The organism is Phytoactinopolyspora halotolerans, assembly GCF_010550675.1.
GTDB lineage: Bacteria > Actinomycetota > Actinomycetes > Jiangellales > Jiangellaceae > Phytoactinopolyspora > Phytoactinopolyspora halotolerans.
Window position 1 is genome coordinate 1 of record NZ_JAAGOA010000039.1, and the last position, 14,574, is coordinate 14,574.

Consider the following 14,574-nt stretch of genomic DNA (forward strand, 5'->3'; position numbering starts at 1 on the left):
ACCGGATGCGCTGTATGCGCTGGTCAACCTGGCGCCGCAGACACCAGCACAGATCCCGGCACTGCCACTATCAACGCCGAACAGCGGGTCGAATATGAAGATCACGATCTACGGCTGGAGTACTAGCCGTACGGATCAACGGGCATCGGAACACTGCACTGCCGGAATATTTGTTTGCCCGGTTTTGTCCGGGTCCTATGCGTGCGACGTTGGACTGGAGGAACGGTACGCAACGTGCCATGGCACGCCGGGCGCCTGTGCATGGCACGCCGAGCGACTGCTGGGCGGGGCGGAATGTCCGACATGTGGAGCCCTCCAGCGTGCCATGGGTCGTGGCCGCCGCCCCGGGAGCCGGACAACGGCCACGCCACGGCCGCACCGAGAAGTCACCGTTCAGCTACAGCATCACCGGCTACTCTCAGCCGCGGCCTCCTGCTCCGCAATCAGCCGGGTAAGCGTGAACGGGCGCTCGAGCACCTCATCAAGCACGCCCGCGACGCGCGTGAAGTGCGGAGTCTCAAAGTGCCGATCGAGCGCGGCCTGATCCGTCCACTGCTCGATGATGATCATCTGGCTCGGATCAGCGGCGTCGACGAAGGGCCGATACGCCAGGCACCCGTCCTCGGCCAGCGACGGCTCGACCATCGCGGTGAGCTCACGGACCAGACGGTCGCTCTCCCCTCGTTTCGCCTTGAACTCGGCGATGAGCGTGAATTCACTCATAAGCATCCTCCTTATGTATATGGAGTTCGGATGTGCCATGCGTCGCGCTTTTGTCCCGGCCCGTCGCGGCCCGTCGCGACTCGTCGCCGACGGAGGCGCCGGGCTCACGACGCTGCCGGGCAGCAGATGTGACGTGCGTCGTTGATCAGGCCCGCACCGAGTCCTCGATGCGATTCCCCTTGATCAGCCACGTCGGGCCGTCGGCGAATTCCTCGATGATCTCGAAGAAGCGGGCGAAATGCGGGCCTTTCACATGGACATCGAAGGCGTCGGCGTCCTCGTACGCTTCATTCAGGTAGAAACGGTTCGCCTGTTCGGCGTCTTCGATCAGTTCGAACCGCACGGTGCCGGGCTCGTCCTTCGCCGAGTTCCGGCCGTCCTCGAGCGCCGCCGCGATGAATTCTTCACGCCGTTCCGAGGGCACGTCAAAGTAGACTGCGATGTGGTACACGCGAGTGACTCCTATGGATCTTGAGGTTTGATCTGTGACCGCTTCCAGCATCGATCGGGACGATCACCGGAAAAAGAGCCGAGAACTTCCTGGGACCGGCGGTACCACCTTTCCGACGGTAGCGCTGGAGCGCCGAACCGAGCTCGCCGACTTTCTCACCCGGCGACGCGCGGCCCTCCGCCCGACCGACGTCGGCCTGGCCGAGCCGGAGTCGACCCGACGACGACGGACGCCTGGCCTGCGCCGCGAAGAGGTGGCCATGCTGGCCGGCGTCAGCGTCGACTGGTACATCCGCCTCGAACAGGGGCGTGCCGAACGTCCGTCGTCGTCGGTCCTCGATGCCTTGAGCAGGGCGCTCAGGCTGACCGCCGACGAGCGCGCGCACCTGTATGCGCTGGCCAGAGCCGAACGTCCACCGCTCTCCGCGGCACCGAGAGAGACGCCGGATGCCAGCCTGCAGCGGACCCTCACCGCGCTACCCGACGACGTTCCAGCCATGGTGCTCGGGCGGAAGTGGGACGTGCTGGCGTCGAACCATGCGCTGCACGAGCTGCTCGTGCCGTTCGACCAGTACCCGGCAGGCAGCCGGAATCTGGTCGAGCTCACATTCCTCGACCCGGCGCTGCGAGACCGCTACGTCGACTGGGCCGACGTCGCATCAGAGACCGTCGCGAACTTCCGCGCCTCGGTCGCTCGCCACCTCGAGCTGCCCGACGTGCAGCAACTGGTGCATGCGTTGAGCACGCGCAGCCCGGACTTCGCGGCCCGGTGGGCCGACCATCAGGTCCGCGAGAAGTCCAGCGGCACCAAGCGCATCCGGCGCGACACCGGCCACGCCGTCGTCTATCAGTACGACACACTGCTCTCACCTGCGAATCCAGACCAGCGACTGGTCACCTACGCCGCCGCCTAGAAGTGCCCCACGGAGATCGCAGCCGATCGAGGTGGCGTGGTCTGTGATCACGTCAGGACGTCCGTCGTCGGCTGCGCAACCGCACGCCGTCCGCCCGCCCACATGAGGAGCGCGCACAGGGCGAAGGCCGCCCCGAGAATCGCCGATCCCGTCCACCCGGCGATGGAGTACACCGTCGTGGTGACGGTTGCGCCAAGGGCGGAGCCTAGCGAGTAGAAGAGCATATAACCGCCGACGACGCTGCTCGTCCGACGCGCGTACGCTGCGGTGAGCAAGTGCTGGTTGCTGACGTGCACCGCCTGGACTGCGAAATCGAGGACGATGACACCGACGACGACCATCCACAGCGACCACGTCGCCTGTCCGGTCGCCAACCACGACGCCGCCAGCAGCAGGAGCGCGCCCCGCGTGACGCGTTCGGCGCGACCGGCGTCGGCCCATCGCCCCGCTCGTGCCGCGCCCAGAGCACCGGCAAGCCCGGCGATTCCGAAGAGGCCGATCTGCGCAGTGCCCAGGTGCCACGGTTCGGCGGCAAGCGGTAGCGCCAGCCCGCTCCACAGCGTGCCGAAGGAGGCGAACAGGAAGAACGCGATCAGCCCGCGCGAGAGGAACAGGCGCTCGCGAAGGAGGTGGCCGAGCGACGCCAGCACCTCACCGTAGGTCGCATGTACGCGCCGACGGTCGGCCGGCAGCAACTTGACGACGAAGAGCGTGAGCACGACGAGGAGCGCGGCGAGTGCTGCGTAGATGCTTCGCCATCCCCAGAGCGCGGCGAGGCTTCCGGCCACCACGCGCGCTCCGAGAATGCCGATGATGACGCCGGAGGTGACGACTCCGATCGTGCGGCCCCGATCGGTCGGGGCCGCGAGGTCGGCGGCGAAGGCGACGGTGGTCTGGACGACGACCGCGAACAGACCGGCGACGGCGAGCCCTACCAGCAGGAGCCCGAGTCGGCTTGCCGCCGCTGCCACAACCATGCCGGCTGCGGCGACGAGCAAGTGGCCCGCGATGAGCATGCGCCGATCCAGCAGGTCTCCCAGCGGCACGAGGAAGACCAGGCCGATCAGGTAGCCGGCCTGTCCTACCGCCACGATCAATCCCAGTCCGGCTTCCGGCACACCCAGGTCGCGGCCGATCTGGGCGGCCACCGGCTGCGCGACATAGATCGTCGCGACGGCGACCGCACAGATCGTTGCGAGCAGCAGCCTTCGGCCGAATGTGAGACTCACCGACACCCCAATCAGTAGCATTTTGCAACTGACCTGACCGTACGGCAGAATGGTTTCAATCCGCAACTCCTCAGGAGGGGTGATGACCGCGGCCGCTCCCATCGGTGACGTGAACTGGACCGACTCCACATGCCCCGTCGCGCGCACGCTCGACCTGGTCGGAGACAAGTGGAGTCTGCTGATCGTCCGCGACGCCATGGACGGTGCGCGATCATTCACCGATTTTCAGCACCGCACCGGGATCGCGCGCAATATCCTCACCGACCGCCTCCGGCGCTTGGTGGAACGCGGCATCCTCGAACGACAAACCGCGCCATCGGGACGTCGACAGGTCTACGCACTCACCGACGCGGGACGTGACCTTTTCACCGTCATCGTGGCGATGCGCCAATGGGGCGAACGGCATGCGTTCGCCCCACACGAGGCGCACTCTGTTCTCGTCAGCGAAAGTGGAGTCCCGCTTGCCCGGCTACGTCCCACCGACGTCGACGGCGCCACCGCTACCGTCGATACGACCGCTGTCCTTCGAGGGGGGTAGACCGGATGCCCGGTAGCGCCGGCCGCGTCCTCTTCGCGCTGCTCGATCGACACGCCATCTTCGCCGCCAGGCGAGTCGCTGCCTCAGCGCACCCGCGGGAGTTCTCCGCCTCGATGAGGAGTCGCCGGGCGCGGATGGCAGGCTTCTCCCATGACGCGTACTGATCCGAAGGCGGACCTGCACCGATACCTGCAGGTAGCCCGCGAAGCGCTGCTGTGGAAACTCGAGGGACTGTCGGAATACGACGTCCGACGCCCGCTGACGCCGACGGGCACCAACCTGCTGGGCCTGGTGAAGCACCTCGCCGGTGTCGAGTCCGGCTATTTCGGCCATGTCTTCGACCGGCCATTTCCCGAACCGCTGCCCTGGATGGACGACGACGCCGAACCCAATGCCGACATGTGGGCCGCCGCCACCGAGTCGCGCGAGCAGATCGTCGCGCTGTACCACCGGGTGTGGGAACACGCCGACGCCACGATCGCCGACCTCCCCCTCGACGCGATCGGCAGCGTGCCGTGGTGGCCGGAGGACCGTCGGGAGGTGACGTTGCACCGCGTTCTGATCCACGTCATCGCCGAGACCAACCGCCACGCCGGCCACGCCGACATCGTCCGCGAGCTCATCGACGGAGCCGCCGGGATGCGCCAGGGCAACGAGAACATGCCGGCGGGAGACGAGGCGTGGTGGGACAGCTACCGCGACCGCCTCGAACGCGTCGCGCAGGAAGCCGGCCGGCCCTAGGCACAGCCCACTGTTCCGGTACGCGAGCCTACGTGCGTCGGGCGGCGCGTACGACGACGTCGTGGAGCGAGACGGCGTGGCCCCCAGGGCCCGCGAGCGTACGCGTGGCCTCCTCGGCGGTGACGACCTTCCATACGGCGTCGTCCAGGCGTGCGGTGATGGCAGCCGCGGTGACCGACGCCTCAGCGGGCGGATGGGGCCCATGGCCGGGCTCGGGAGCGTGGGCGTGTAGGTGCCCGACGATCAGCAGGGTGCCGCCGGGCGCCACCCATGCGGCGATGCGGTCGTAGAACTCCAGCTGCGGCATCGCCGGGTGCGCGTAGTGCGTGGTGACCAGGTCAAACCGCGTATCCGGATTCCAGGCGCTCAAGTCCGCCTCGATCCACTGGACGCGATCGCCGACCCCGTCGGCCGCTGCACGCTGAGCAGCGCGAGCCAGCGCCTGAGCCGAGATGTCGACGGCCGTGACCTGCCAGCCACTCGAGGCGAGCCAGATCGCCTCCGCACCCGCGCCGCATCCCGCATCCAGCGCCGTGCCCGGCAGCAGCTCCCCCGTCTCCCGCGCCAGGTACGGGTTGGGCGGGTTGCCGCTCATCGATCCCGGGCCGTCGGTGTCGCGCCGCTGCCAGTGCTCGTCCCAGTAGTCCTTGTCGAACGCGTGCGTCATCTCGTCGTCCTTCCGTTGGTGTTGCCGGCTCCCGTGATAGTGACGAGCCCGACGACGAATCGGCAAAGTCTGTTGCCGAATGGCAAACTGGGCACATGGAGGACGCAATCGACCGCACGCTCGATGCCGTCGGATCGCGGCTGAAGCGGCTACGACAGCAACGCGAGATCACCCTGACCGACCTCGCCGAAGAGACGGGCATCTCCACCAGCACTCTCTCCCGCCTCGAGGCCGGTCTGCGGCGCCCCACGCTCGAGCAGCTCCTGCCGCTCGCCCGGGCCTATGGGGTGACCTTGGACGAACTCGTCGACGCACCGCCCACCGGCAACCCCCGCATCCACCTGCGCCCGATCACCTACAGCGACGGATCCACCGTCCTGCCGTTGACCCGTAGGCCCGGCGGCATTCAGGCCTACAAGTTCGTCCTACCGGCAGGCCACGACGACGCTGAGCCCGACCTGCGTACCCATGAGGGCTACGACTGGGCCTACGTCCTCAACGGCACGCTGCGCCTGGTCCTCGGCGAGCATGACCTTCTCCTCAAACCCGGCGAGGCTGCGGAGTTCGACACTCGCACCCCGCACTGGTTCGGAGCCACCAGCGCCGGCCCCGTCGAGTTCCTGAGCCTCATCGGACGCCAAGGCGAACGCGCACATCTCCGCGCAGCGCCGAAAAGCCGCCTTCGCTACCAGGAGAGCTAGGGGTTGCCGGGCCTGCATTCCTCACGACATGCGCGTGGGACAGTCGGGCGCTGGGAGCGTCGGCTTGCCGTACCGGGAAGCCCTGTCATCACCACGAATCTGGGCGTTCGTCCGTCGTCGGTCATCCATCGCACTTCCGCGTGCCTGCCGTTCTACGTCTTACGCGTTCGATACAGGAGCACAAAGATCGATCATGAGATTCCCTGGGCCCTGGAAGATGGCGCTACCCTTCTTGCTCCGAGGCCATGGCGCGTACGTGGACCGTACGACTCGGCGCACAACTTCTCAACGCTGATCTGTGACCTACGGAGCGTCGGCATGGCGACTGCGGTGTCCTGTGGGAGCAGAGGTCGAGTACGCACGGCAGGCTCTCGATATGACAAGTCCAGATGCGAAGCGACGACGATAACGTCTCGCCTACTCCGCATCGACTGGTGCGGCAACGCGCCCCACGCCCAGACCCCTGCCGCTGCGCGCTGTCTCGACGAACGCGATCGCGTTGCCGTCCGGGTCGCGCACGATGAAGTCGGTGCCGCCCCACGCTTGTTTGGTCAGCTTCTGCACGATCTCGGCGCCAGCGGCCCGATACTCCCTGTAAAGTTCGCGTACGTTCGGCGTATCTACGAACGCCATGATGAGCCCTTCTCGTTCCGCGGCACCGGCCGCGAACACCGGCTCGTGTACGAACTTCAGGTGCAAGGTCGCGCCGTCGCGCGACACCGATCCGTAGAACGGCGGGTTGCCGTGCAAGAAGTCGATCCGGAAGCCGAGCTGGTCCCGATAGAAAGTGGCCGAGGCATCGACGTCGGCGACGTACAGCACCGGTTTGGCACTCGCGACTGCCGTGTCCTGAGTCTCCGGCTGCTCGCTGGTGGGCAGGCCCGCTTCCGTGCTCGCCTTGAGTTCGGCCCAGCTGGCGCAGCCCGCTTCGAGGGCGATGATCTCTTGGGCTTCGGTGAGGGGAAACTTCAGCGCGAGTGTTTCGCGGTCGGACAACGTGCGATAGCGCGCGAGCTGTCGGATGCGACCGCCAATCGAGAAGTTCCCTTCGCGGTGCCAGCGAACGAGCAGTTTCGCCTGCTTCTTGTAGGTTTCGAGTTTGGGCATGGCGCTCCCTCTTCGGTCTTGAAGTAGGTGGGCCTTGCCCTTTCGGCTTGCTGCGCCGCTGCGCCCTACGACCGGGTCTGAACCCGCGCCTGCGACGTTGAGATTACCACAGCGAATTGGCCCCCGACCGCGTGAGCGCCGTCCTTTCCCCGGTTCCGCGGACCGCGCCGCGCTGTCGGTGGCGGCATCGAGTTCGGCCATCTCGGTTCCCGATCACATCACCCACCACCACCGCAGGAGCAGCACATGGAGGAGCAGCATCAGCTCCGAAGACGGGCTGCCCTTGTGGTACTCGCCCGGACTGAACGCATGTCGCCCGCCCCTGGAGCCTATATCTACAATCCGCTATAGTCGAGTGCGTGGACACCGTTCATTACGCCGGGACGATACTTCGCGAGGCTCGCAGGAGGGCCAACTTGTCTCAAATGGAGTTGGCTCGTCGGGCCGGCGTGACGCAGAGCGTGGTGAGCGCCTACGAATCCGGACAGCGCCAGCCGGCGTTGCCAACCCTCGCGCGGCTGATCGAAGCCACGGGCCACGACATCGACCTGGTTCTACGTCCCCGCGAAGCGCCACTGCACCAATCATCTGGCCCCTTGGCCAGCAAGGTTCATGCGCACCGCGCTGAACTACGAAAGGCGGCGGCGAAGTACGGGGCGTCGAACTTACGTCTCTTCGGCAGCGTGGCACGAGGTGAGGAGTCTGAGAGCAGCGACGTTGACCTGCTCGCTGATTTCTCCCCGGGCACCAGCCTGTTCACCCTGGCCAGACTGCGACGAGACCTCGAAGCCATCCTCGACGCACCCGTCGACATCGTGCCGGCTAGCGATCTGAAACCAGGTGTGCGGGCAGACGTCGAGCGGGACTTGGTCCTCCTATGACTCGCCGCGACCAGCAACGCCTGTACGACATCACAACGGCCATCGACACCATCCGCCAGCATGTGAACAGAGGCGACCTCAGCGACGGATTGATCTTCGACGCTGTACGTGTACGGCTCATCGAAATAGGTGAGGCAGTCAAGGCACTACCGAACGACTTGCTCGAACACGAACCCGGGGTTCCCTGGTCTGAGGTCGCGGGAATGCGCGATCGCCTAGCCCATCATTACTTCGACACGTCACACGCCATCCTTCAAGCGACAGTGGAACACGATCTACCCGAACTCGAGCAAGCCGTGCAGCGGCTCCAGGCCCACGTCGACGATGACTAGGACAGTCGCGCTGTCGACGCACGACCTTTCGGTGGGCATGTCCGGAGTTGACCGCGCACGACGCACCAGGCACTGCCGGCGACGGAACGAAGTTGCGGTCGCGATCACGACCGCGATGCATGCCTGTTGACGAGCATCACCTCGGGTGTTTGCAGAGTGCGACGAGGTAGCGGCAGGGCTTCGGCGTCGAGTTGATGAACGTGCGCGACGCCGGGTCACCGAGCTGGAGACAATCGCCGGGACCGAGGTGGTGGACATCGTCGTCTTCATGGAGTTCAAGATGCCCCTCGAGCATCCACAGCTGCCGATGGATGGACGCGTGCGTGTCGGCGATCATGGCGAGGTGCGTCCCCGGCGGCAGCTCCACCTCAACCAACTCCAGCGGGCCGTTGCCCGGCGGCGACACCGCACGTCGCCGGTAGCCGCTGTCGGGATCGCTCCACACCGGCTGCTCATCCGCACGAGCCAGACGACGGCCGTTGCCCTCGGCGTGCGCGATGAGCTCAGACAGCGTGAGCTCCAGCGCGGCAGCCAGCCTCGCCAGCAGTGCCGCCGTAGGTTGCACGTCGCCGCGCTCGATCTTGCCGATCATCGCCCTCGAGACGCCGGAACGTTCGGCCAGCACGCTCACCGACAGGCCGCGCGCCGTCCGCGTGTGATGGACCGTCGCCGCAAGCCGTGTGTTGAGATCGTCGTCACTCACGCTTGTCACTATAGCGTCCATTATGGCTACTATATGAGCCATGATGGACCTGGTGATCCGCGATGCCACCGAGGACGACGCAGCGGCCTGCGCGGCGATCTATGCACCATATGTGACCGACACGGCGATCAGCTTCGAGCTCGAGCCGCCGACCGCCGACGAGATGGCCGAGCGCATCACCGCCGCCAACAAGGATCACGCCTGGCTCGTGGCCGAGGACGCCGGCCGCACCATCGGCTATGCGTACGCCACGACCTTCTCCGCGCGCGCCGCGTACCGGTGGTCCTGCACGACGAGCATTTACCTCGAACTCGGCCGTCACCGCAAGGGCGTCGGCCGCACGTTGTACCAGGCGCTACTGGATCGACTGACGGATCTGGGCTATCGGCAGGCCCTGGCCGGTATGACCCTCCCCAACGACGCCAGCGCCGGACTCCACCGCGCCCTCGGCTTCGAGCCTGTCGGAACCTACCGCCAGGTCGGTTGGAAGTACGGCCAGTGGCGCGACGTCGCCTGGACCCAGAAGACCCTCCCCACCACCGACGGCCCGCCACGACCCACCAACGGGACCGTTGTTTGACCTTTCGATCCACGACCGCGGGCTGTCACCAGTGCGATTGATCTTCTCGAACGCGCGCTTCTTGGGGCATCTGGCCTCTCCGTCACACATCACGGCGATCCATTAGTCTCCAGCCACACGAGAAGAGGCATCGGACCGGCACTGTGGCGAGATATGGGTGAGCACGAGCTGACGAGCCCGGGCGGCCATCCGTACACTATGCCCATGCCGTCCGGGGCGATCGACAGGTTCCTCGGCCGCTGGTCTGTCTCCGGCCGGGCGATCGACGTTGTCCGTCGCGGCGACGAGGTCATCGTCACCATCTTGGGCATACCCGAGGAGTTCTCCCCGCGCCTCGTCCACGATGCCGCAGACCCCGCGGCAGGGATCCTCCGGGGCGGCCACCTCGACGGCACCACAATCCGCGTGCTCGACGACGACGGTACGGACAGACTGATCGTTGGCGACGTTCTCAGCTTCCCGCGCTGGAACGACGACTCCCCCGTATCACCGGTCATGACGCACCTGATGCCTCCACCGGATGTGGATCCAGCGACCGAAGCCTCGTATCGGGCGATGCTGCACGACACCCTCTCCGCGAACGGTGCCGTCGTCGAGCCCGTCGCCGGCATCGACGTCGGTGCCTGGGTCCACTGGCTCACGCAGCAAGACACGGTCCTGTTCCACGGGTCGCAGAACGGAGACATCGAGGCGCTGGCACCTCGGCGCACGTCGTACGAGATCAACAACCAGGCCGGGCGAGGCAACCTGGCGGCCGTATATGCGACACACGCAGGTCTCTGGGCGATGTGGTTCTCCATCATCGATCGAAGCAGGGTGCGCGGATCGATCCGCAGCGGCGCCGAGGAGCACGTCCGGCCAGACGGCGTTCGCTTGCCTGCGTACTACTTCTCGCTCAACCATCGCCAACTTGCCGACCCACCGTTGAGCGACGGCTGGCTCTACCTGCTACCCCGGGACACGTTCGAGCGGCAACCCCTGTTCCCCGGCGGCTCGCCCTCACCCGAGTGGTGCAGCCGGCACACGGTACGTCCGCTGGCCCGCATTCCCATCCGGCCGCATGACTTCCCGTTGCTGGACCGCATCGGCGGCCACGACGACAGCGAGCTCCTCCGGTATCACGAACTGGTCGACGTGATACGCGAGAACACCGAGCACGCAACGGCCACGTCTGACGGCGTGGTGCTGCGGCTCGTATGGAGTCCGACGCTCGCGGATATCATCGACGAATACATGGTGCTCAGCCGCGCGATGATGCCCGACATCTCGCGCACGCTCCAGCACGACGGGCAAGACTCGGCATACCTGCATCTGCAGACCACGCCGGAACTGGCCGTCATGCTGCACAACAGCTTCCACGACCTTATGGCCGGATGATTCGCCACAGCCCGCCCGACCCCGAAGCCGGCTTTATCACGCTCATGCCGACGACCGGACGATCGTCTCCGATGCGCCGATGGATCTGGGGAATCACCTTGGGAAGCCGAAATCGCCACGTCGCGCCCGGTCATTCTTTCCACTAAGAAACGATCCATGAGGCCGACTATCGTGTCCGCCGGGCCGGGGCCGACGAGCAGCTCACTCCGTCGTCGAGTTCGCGCCTGATCGACGTCAATCTCGACCCGCCGTTTCCGAACGGCGGTCGGTTCCGCGCGGTTCAGATGCTTGCCGACTCGGCGTTCGTCGACCGTTTCCAGCCGCGCGTCGTATCGACGTCTTGGGCCGTCGCGTGGGTGGCGGCTGGTCGACGCGCAGCCTACGTCACGGATGAATAGGGCTGCCGTCGCGCCGCCGCCGCTGCCCTTGCGCTGTCTACGCACGACCTTCAGTGGGCGTGTCCGGAGTCGACCACGTACGACACACCATGCACTGCAGGTGACGGAACGACGTTGCGGTCACGATCACGACCGCGATGCATGCTCGTTGACGAGCGTCACCTCGTGTGTGTGCAGAGTGCGATAAATCACCTCGCCTCGCTGGACAGCTCCGGTTGAAAGCCAATCCACCCCGAGCGCGCACCTCGCTCACTCGTACGCGCGCCTACGCTTAGGGCGTCTGTCTGCAGCGAACGGTTCAGATCTAGCCCAGCAAGTCCAGGCAAAGCTCGAGCCCTAGCAAACCCAGGCAGGGCGACTCGGGTTCGGGCTCTGGCTCCGGTGATGGTTCAGGCGAAGGCTCCGGCTCAGGCTCCGGCGAAGGCTCCGGTTCCGGTTCAGGCGAAGGCTCCGGCTCCGGATCTGGGTCAGGCTCCGGCTCCGGATCAGGCGAAGGCTCCGGTTCCTGCTCTTCTGGTTCCCGTTCAGGCGACTCCGGCCCTGGCGGCCGCTTGCGCGTATCGTCCTGGTCCTCTGGTGATGTCCGTTCCTGTTCCGGCGCGTTCAAGCCCGGGTCCGGCGACGTCGTTCCACCGGACGTCTCGTCGTCGGACGCTCCAGTCGGGACGCCGGCGGATGCCCCACCAGACGTGGCCGACGACGACCGGGCGACATCTTGAGTGGGAGCGTCTCCGGGCGCGTCCTCAGGATCGGAACCGCCATCCGGTATAGGCACGCCTTCAGAAGCGCGCATGCCTTCAGCAGCGGGCGCGACTCCGGCGATGGCCGCCGACGGATCACCCGGAAACGCGATCCCGAGAGCCGCTTCGTTCCCTGGCTGTGAAGGCAGCAGAGAAGCAGACCCGGTCACAACCATCGGCAGCGCGATAACAGCAGCAAAGCGCATGATCCTGGACGGACTGTGCGCAGGTACCCACCTCCTGACCAGCGCAGGCATCACGGCTGCAATCGAGCGCCCAGCGACCCCATTGCCAGAGGCCACATTTCCGGCGGCCGCTATGCCCGCGGCGTCCGCCTCGGCGATGGAAGGCCCGTCCGCCGGTGCCGGGACATCGGGAACCTCCGGCAGCGACGCTCCGGACATCGCCACAACGGTCTCATCGGGCGCGAAGCGATGGACCGTCCGGTACCCGCTGGGATAGACCGTGGCCACCGTCAGGGCATGTTCGCTGTCTCGCGCCCGGTCCATCAACACACGGATGACGGCGACGTTGGTCGTGGCTTCTACGACTGGGTCAGGACTATCTCCGATGAAGAGGGTGACGGCTCCTGCGTCGTCGACCTCGATTCTGGCGTCTGTCGCATAGTTCTCGGTCACAGCTGCCCCCCGCGAGCTGTTGACTACGTTGTTCTTGCAACCAAGCGGACGATATGCGACTTTCGTACCGTTGTACACCCCTTTGGCAAGCCCTCTCGCCGCGATCATCAGGCCGCCGACCTATCCGATCCTGCAATGCGGTTCGACGATCGCGAGGGCAGCTCCGCCGGAGGGCCCCGGTACGCCAAGATGCGGCGCGCGACGCTCCGCGAACGAACGACATCGTGGTCGCGATCACGACCACGATTCATTTCCCTTCGCTGCGGCAGGCGACGGCTACCCACTTCCTGCACGAGCATCACCGGCTCAGCCGTGTCATGACCGTGGTTTGCAGGATCGGCAACCGCGGACTACGCGCCGTTTCGACGCCATCATGAGGTGTACGTTTCAGGCATGAGGTGTACGTTCGGGCCTCCTGCGCACGAGTGACAACTTCCGCGCTGTGGCAGGGAGAAATGGCCTTCTTTGATGCGGATTACGGGATGGGGCTTCGCATCGGAATCGGAGACAGTCTGCCTGAGCGACGGTCGCACCCTGCTACGTATCCAGGCGCGACGCGACGGTCGGCTGCGCGCCGAGACGCGGTTCGCCCTGGGTCATCACGTCGCCCTGACCGTGCGCTGCAGCACGTGGTGGGACTGGCACTTCGGCCACCGAGAGGGCCTGCCCGCCCTCGCCGACCACGTCCGCGCCGCCGTATCCCGAGCCCACCCGCACCGTGCGTCGTAGCGGCGAAGACAGGCGTCGGGGCACACGAAATCAGCGGAAGTCAACCCGAGGGACACCTCACCCCTTCAGGACCGCCCACGCAAGTATCTTGTCGAGCCGGCGGATGTCCACCTTCTTGTCGAGCTTCACCTTGATGTGGCCCGCCCGAGTCCACAGTTCCAGCTCCGCGTTGACGTCGAACAGCTTGCCCGCATTCTCCGACGACCACATATTGATCGAGCTGTACGGAAGTGAGTAGATCTCGACCTTCTTGCCGGTCATGCCCTGGGCGTCCCGGACGATGAGCCGCTTGGTCGTGAAGACCGCGCTGTCGCGGAACGTCTTGTATGCGGCAACGGCCTGCTCGCCGTCGATGAGCAATTCGTTGACGTCATCGGGAATCGGAATCTCCTGGACCAAGGTCCACGACGTGATGGCTGCGGTCTCCACGAACTCTCTCCTTCGACGACGGTTCAACCAGAGCGCACGTGCTCCGGTGGCGCTTGGACGACCCTCATCGTGCCTCAGACCCTCGACACATCTCCCCTGGCGATCCCGACCGGCGCCAACCGTGGACGGCGCGAGCGAACGACACTGCGGTCGCGATCACGACCACGATGCACTTCCTTCGTCATGGCAGGCACCGGCTACGGTGGTCGCATGCACGAGCTGAATCGCTATGACCTGGGCGAGATCGCCACGGCGCTGCAGGATCAGACCTACGACGAACACCGGTGGCTGATCAACCCTGAGACCGGGGAGATCGTGTTCTGGACCTCTGATACCGGCATCGATGGCGAGAACCCTGTCGACCTCGACGAGCTGGACGAGCTGGACCTCATCGGCATCGACCCGTTGCCTTCGTACATCTGGTACCAGGACATGGTCGACTTCACCGAACAGGTCAGCGACGAACAGGCGCAGCGCAGGCTGGTTCGCGCCCTCGACGGCAACGGCGCCTTCCGGAGATTCAGACGCGAACTGCACGAGGAGTATCCGCACCTGCTGGACGCCTGGCACGCGTTCCGCGACGGCCGGGCAGAACGTCGAGCCGTCGAGTGGCTCGCCGACAACTCACTCATCGCCGAAGAAGCGGCTACCCGCTTCCTGCACGAGCATCCCGACCCCGCCGTGCCATAACCCATCC

17 protein-coding genes and 1 pseudogene are annotated in these 14,574 nt (G+C 65.9%); 11 read left to right on the forward strand and 7 right to left on the reverse strand.

The window, feature by feature from the left end; genetic code table 11:
* Positions 1–405 precede the first annotated feature (405 nt).
* Together G1H10_RS31230 and G1H10_RS31235 are read right to left on the reverse strand one after the other, a co-directional pair.
* Complete coding sequence (locus tag G1H10_RS31230) at positions 406–723, reverse strand: putative quinol monooxygenase (RefSeq protein ID WP_163745196.1); 318 nt, start codon at positions 721–723, stop codon at positions 406–408.
* Positions 724–868: 145 nt separating this feature from the next.
* On the reverse strand, positions 869–1,174 hold the full coding sequence (locus tag G1H10_RS31235) for a putative quinol monooxygenase (RefSeq protein WP_216853849.1): 306 nt from the start codon (positions 1,172–1,174) through the stop codon (positions 869–871).
* A 34-nt stretch (positions 1,175–1,208) separates the two neighbouring features.
* Here G1H10_RS31235 and G1H10_RS31240 point away from each other — a divergent pair, with 34 nt between their 5' ends.
* The gene (locus tag G1H10_RS31240) at positions 1,209–2,087 is read left to right on the forward strand and encodes a helix-turn-helix transcriptional regulator (protein WP_163745198.1); all 879 of its coding nucleotides are present in this window, start codon (positions 1,209–1,211) and stop codon (positions 2,085–2,087) included.
* A gap of 47 nt (positions 2,088–2,134) precedes the next feature.
* Here G1H10_RS31240 and G1H10_RS31245 read toward each other — a convergent pair whose 3' ends face one another.
* The gene (locus tag G1H10_RS31245; RefSeq protein WP_216853850.1) at positions 2,135–3,316 is read right to left on the reverse strand and encodes an MFS transporter; all 1,182 of its coding nucleotides are present in this window, start codon (positions 3,314–3,316) and stop codon (positions 2,135–2,137) included.
* 82 nt (positions 3,317–3,398) lie between these two features.
* Between G1H10_RS31245 and G1H10_RS31250 the strand changes: the two genes are divergently transcribed.
* Together G1H10_RS31250 and G1H10_RS31255 are read left to right on the forward strand one after the other, a co-directional pair.
* Positions 3,399–3,854 carry a winged helix-turn-helix transcriptional regulator gene (locus tag G1H10_RS31250; protein WP_163745200.1) on the forward strand — a complete coding sequence of 152 codons (456 nt, stop codon included), beginning with the start codon at positions 3,399–3,401 and terminating at the stop codon, positions 3,852–3,854.
* A 150-nt stretch (positions 3,855–4,004) separates the two neighbouring features.
* Positions 4,005–4,595: a DinB family protein gene (locus tag G1H10_RS31255; protein WP_163745201.1), complete on the forward strand. Its 591-nt coding sequence runs from the start codon at positions 4,005–4,007 to the stop codon at positions 4,593–4,595.
* Positions 4,596–4,623: 28 nt separating this feature from the next.
* Here G1H10_RS31255 and G1H10_RS31260 read toward each other — a convergent pair whose 3' ends face one another.
* Positions 4,624–5,262, reverse strand: a complete 639-nt coding sequence (locus tag G1H10_RS31260) for a class I SAM-dependent methyltransferase (protein WP_163745202.1) — start codon at positions 5,260–5,262, stop codon at positions 4,624–4,626.
* Between the two features lie 95 nt (positions 5,263–5,357).
* On the opposite strand from G1H10_RS31260, the gene G1H10_RS31265 reads away from it, so the two are divergent.
* On the forward strand, positions 5,358–5,963 hold the full coding sequence (locus G1H10_RS31265; RefSeq protein WP_163745203.1) for a helix-turn-helix domain-containing protein: 606 nt from the start codon (positions 5,358–5,360) through the stop codon (positions 5,961–5,963).
* A 417-nt stretch (positions 5,964–6,380) separates the two neighbouring features.
* Here the strand turns inward: G1H10_RS31265 and G1H10_RS31270 are convergent, their stop codons facing one another.
* On the reverse strand, positions 6,381–7,070 hold the full coding sequence (locus tag G1H10_RS31270; RefSeq protein ID WP_163745204.1) for a glyoxalase superfamily protein: 690 nt from the start codon (positions 7,068–7,070) through the stop codon (positions 6,381–6,383).
* Between the two features lie 359 nt (positions 7,071–7,429).
* Between G1H10_RS31270 and G1H10_RS34885 the strand changes: the two genes are divergently transcribed.
* A complete protein-coding gene (locus G1H10_RS34885) occupies positions 7,430–7,951 on the forward strand; it encodes a helix-turn-helix domain-containing protein (protein ID WP_216853851.1) in 522 nt (173 codons plus the stop codon).
* Positions 7,948–8,283, forward strand: coding sequence for a HepT-like ribonuclease domain-containing protein (locus G1H10_RS31280; protein WP_163745205.1), 336 nt, complete (start codon positions 7,948–7,950; stop codon positions 8,281–8,283). The genes G1H10_RS34885 and G1H10_RS31280 overlap by 4 nt, the downstream gene beginning before the upstream one ends.
* A gap of 136 nt (positions 8,284–8,419) precedes the next feature.
* On the opposite strand, the gene G1H10_RS31285 is transcribed toward G1H10_RS31280, so the two are convergent.
* On the reverse strand, positions 8,420–8,986 hold the full coding sequence (locus G1H10_RS31285) for a helix-turn-helix domain-containing protein (RefSeq protein ID WP_216853852.1): 567 nt from the start codon (positions 8,984–8,986) through the stop codon (positions 8,420–8,422).
* A 40-nt stretch (positions 8,987–9,026) separates the two neighbouring features.
* Between G1H10_RS31285 and G1H10_RS31290 the strand changes: the two genes are divergently transcribed.
* From G1H10_RS31290 to G1H10_RS31305, 4 genes and pseudogenes are all read left to right on the forward strand, one after another.
* Positions 9,027–9,566: an arsinothricin resistance N-acetyltransferase ArsN1 family B gene (locus G1H10_RS31290; RefSeq protein WP_163745207.1), complete on the forward strand. Its 540-nt coding sequence runs from the start codon at positions 9,027–9,029 to the stop codon at positions 9,564–9,566.
* Positions 9,567–9,770: 204 nt separating this feature from the next.
* Complete coding sequence (locus G1H10_RS31295; protein WP_163745208.1) at positions 9,771–10,943, forward strand: hypothetical protein; 1,173 nt, start codon at positions 9,771–9,773, stop codon at positions 10,941–10,943.
* A 173-nt stretch (positions 10,944–11,116) separates the two neighbouring features.
* Positions 11,117–11,335, forward strand: a pseudogene (locus G1H10_RS35230) (inositol monophosphatase family protein); the annotation flags it as partial.
* A 1,852-nt stretch (positions 11,336–13,187) separates the two neighbouring features.
* Positions 13,188–13,448 carry a hypothetical protein gene (locus G1H10_RS31305; protein ID WP_163745209.1) on the forward strand — a complete coding sequence of 87 codons (261 nt, stop codon included), beginning with the start codon at positions 13,188–13,190 and terminating at the stop codon, positions 13,446–13,448.
* 57 nt (positions 13,449–13,505) lie between these two features.
* Here G1H10_RS31305 and G1H10_RS31310 read toward each other — a convergent pair whose 3' ends face one another.
* The gene (locus G1H10_RS31310) at positions 13,506–13,877 is read right to left on the reverse strand and encodes a PH domain-containing protein (protein WP_163745210.1); all 372 of its coding nucleotides are present in this window, start codon (positions 13,875–13,877) and stop codon (positions 13,506–13,508) included.
* A 210-nt stretch (positions 13,878–14,087) separates the two neighbouring features.
* On the opposite strand from G1H10_RS31310, the gene G1H10_RS31315 reads away from it, so the two are divergent.
* Entirely contained in the window at positions 14,088–14,567 is a 480-nt protein-coding gene (locus tag G1H10_RS31315) for a UPF0158 family protein (protein ID WP_163745211.1), read from the forward strand.
* Positions 14,568–14,574 lie beyond the last annotated feature (7 nt).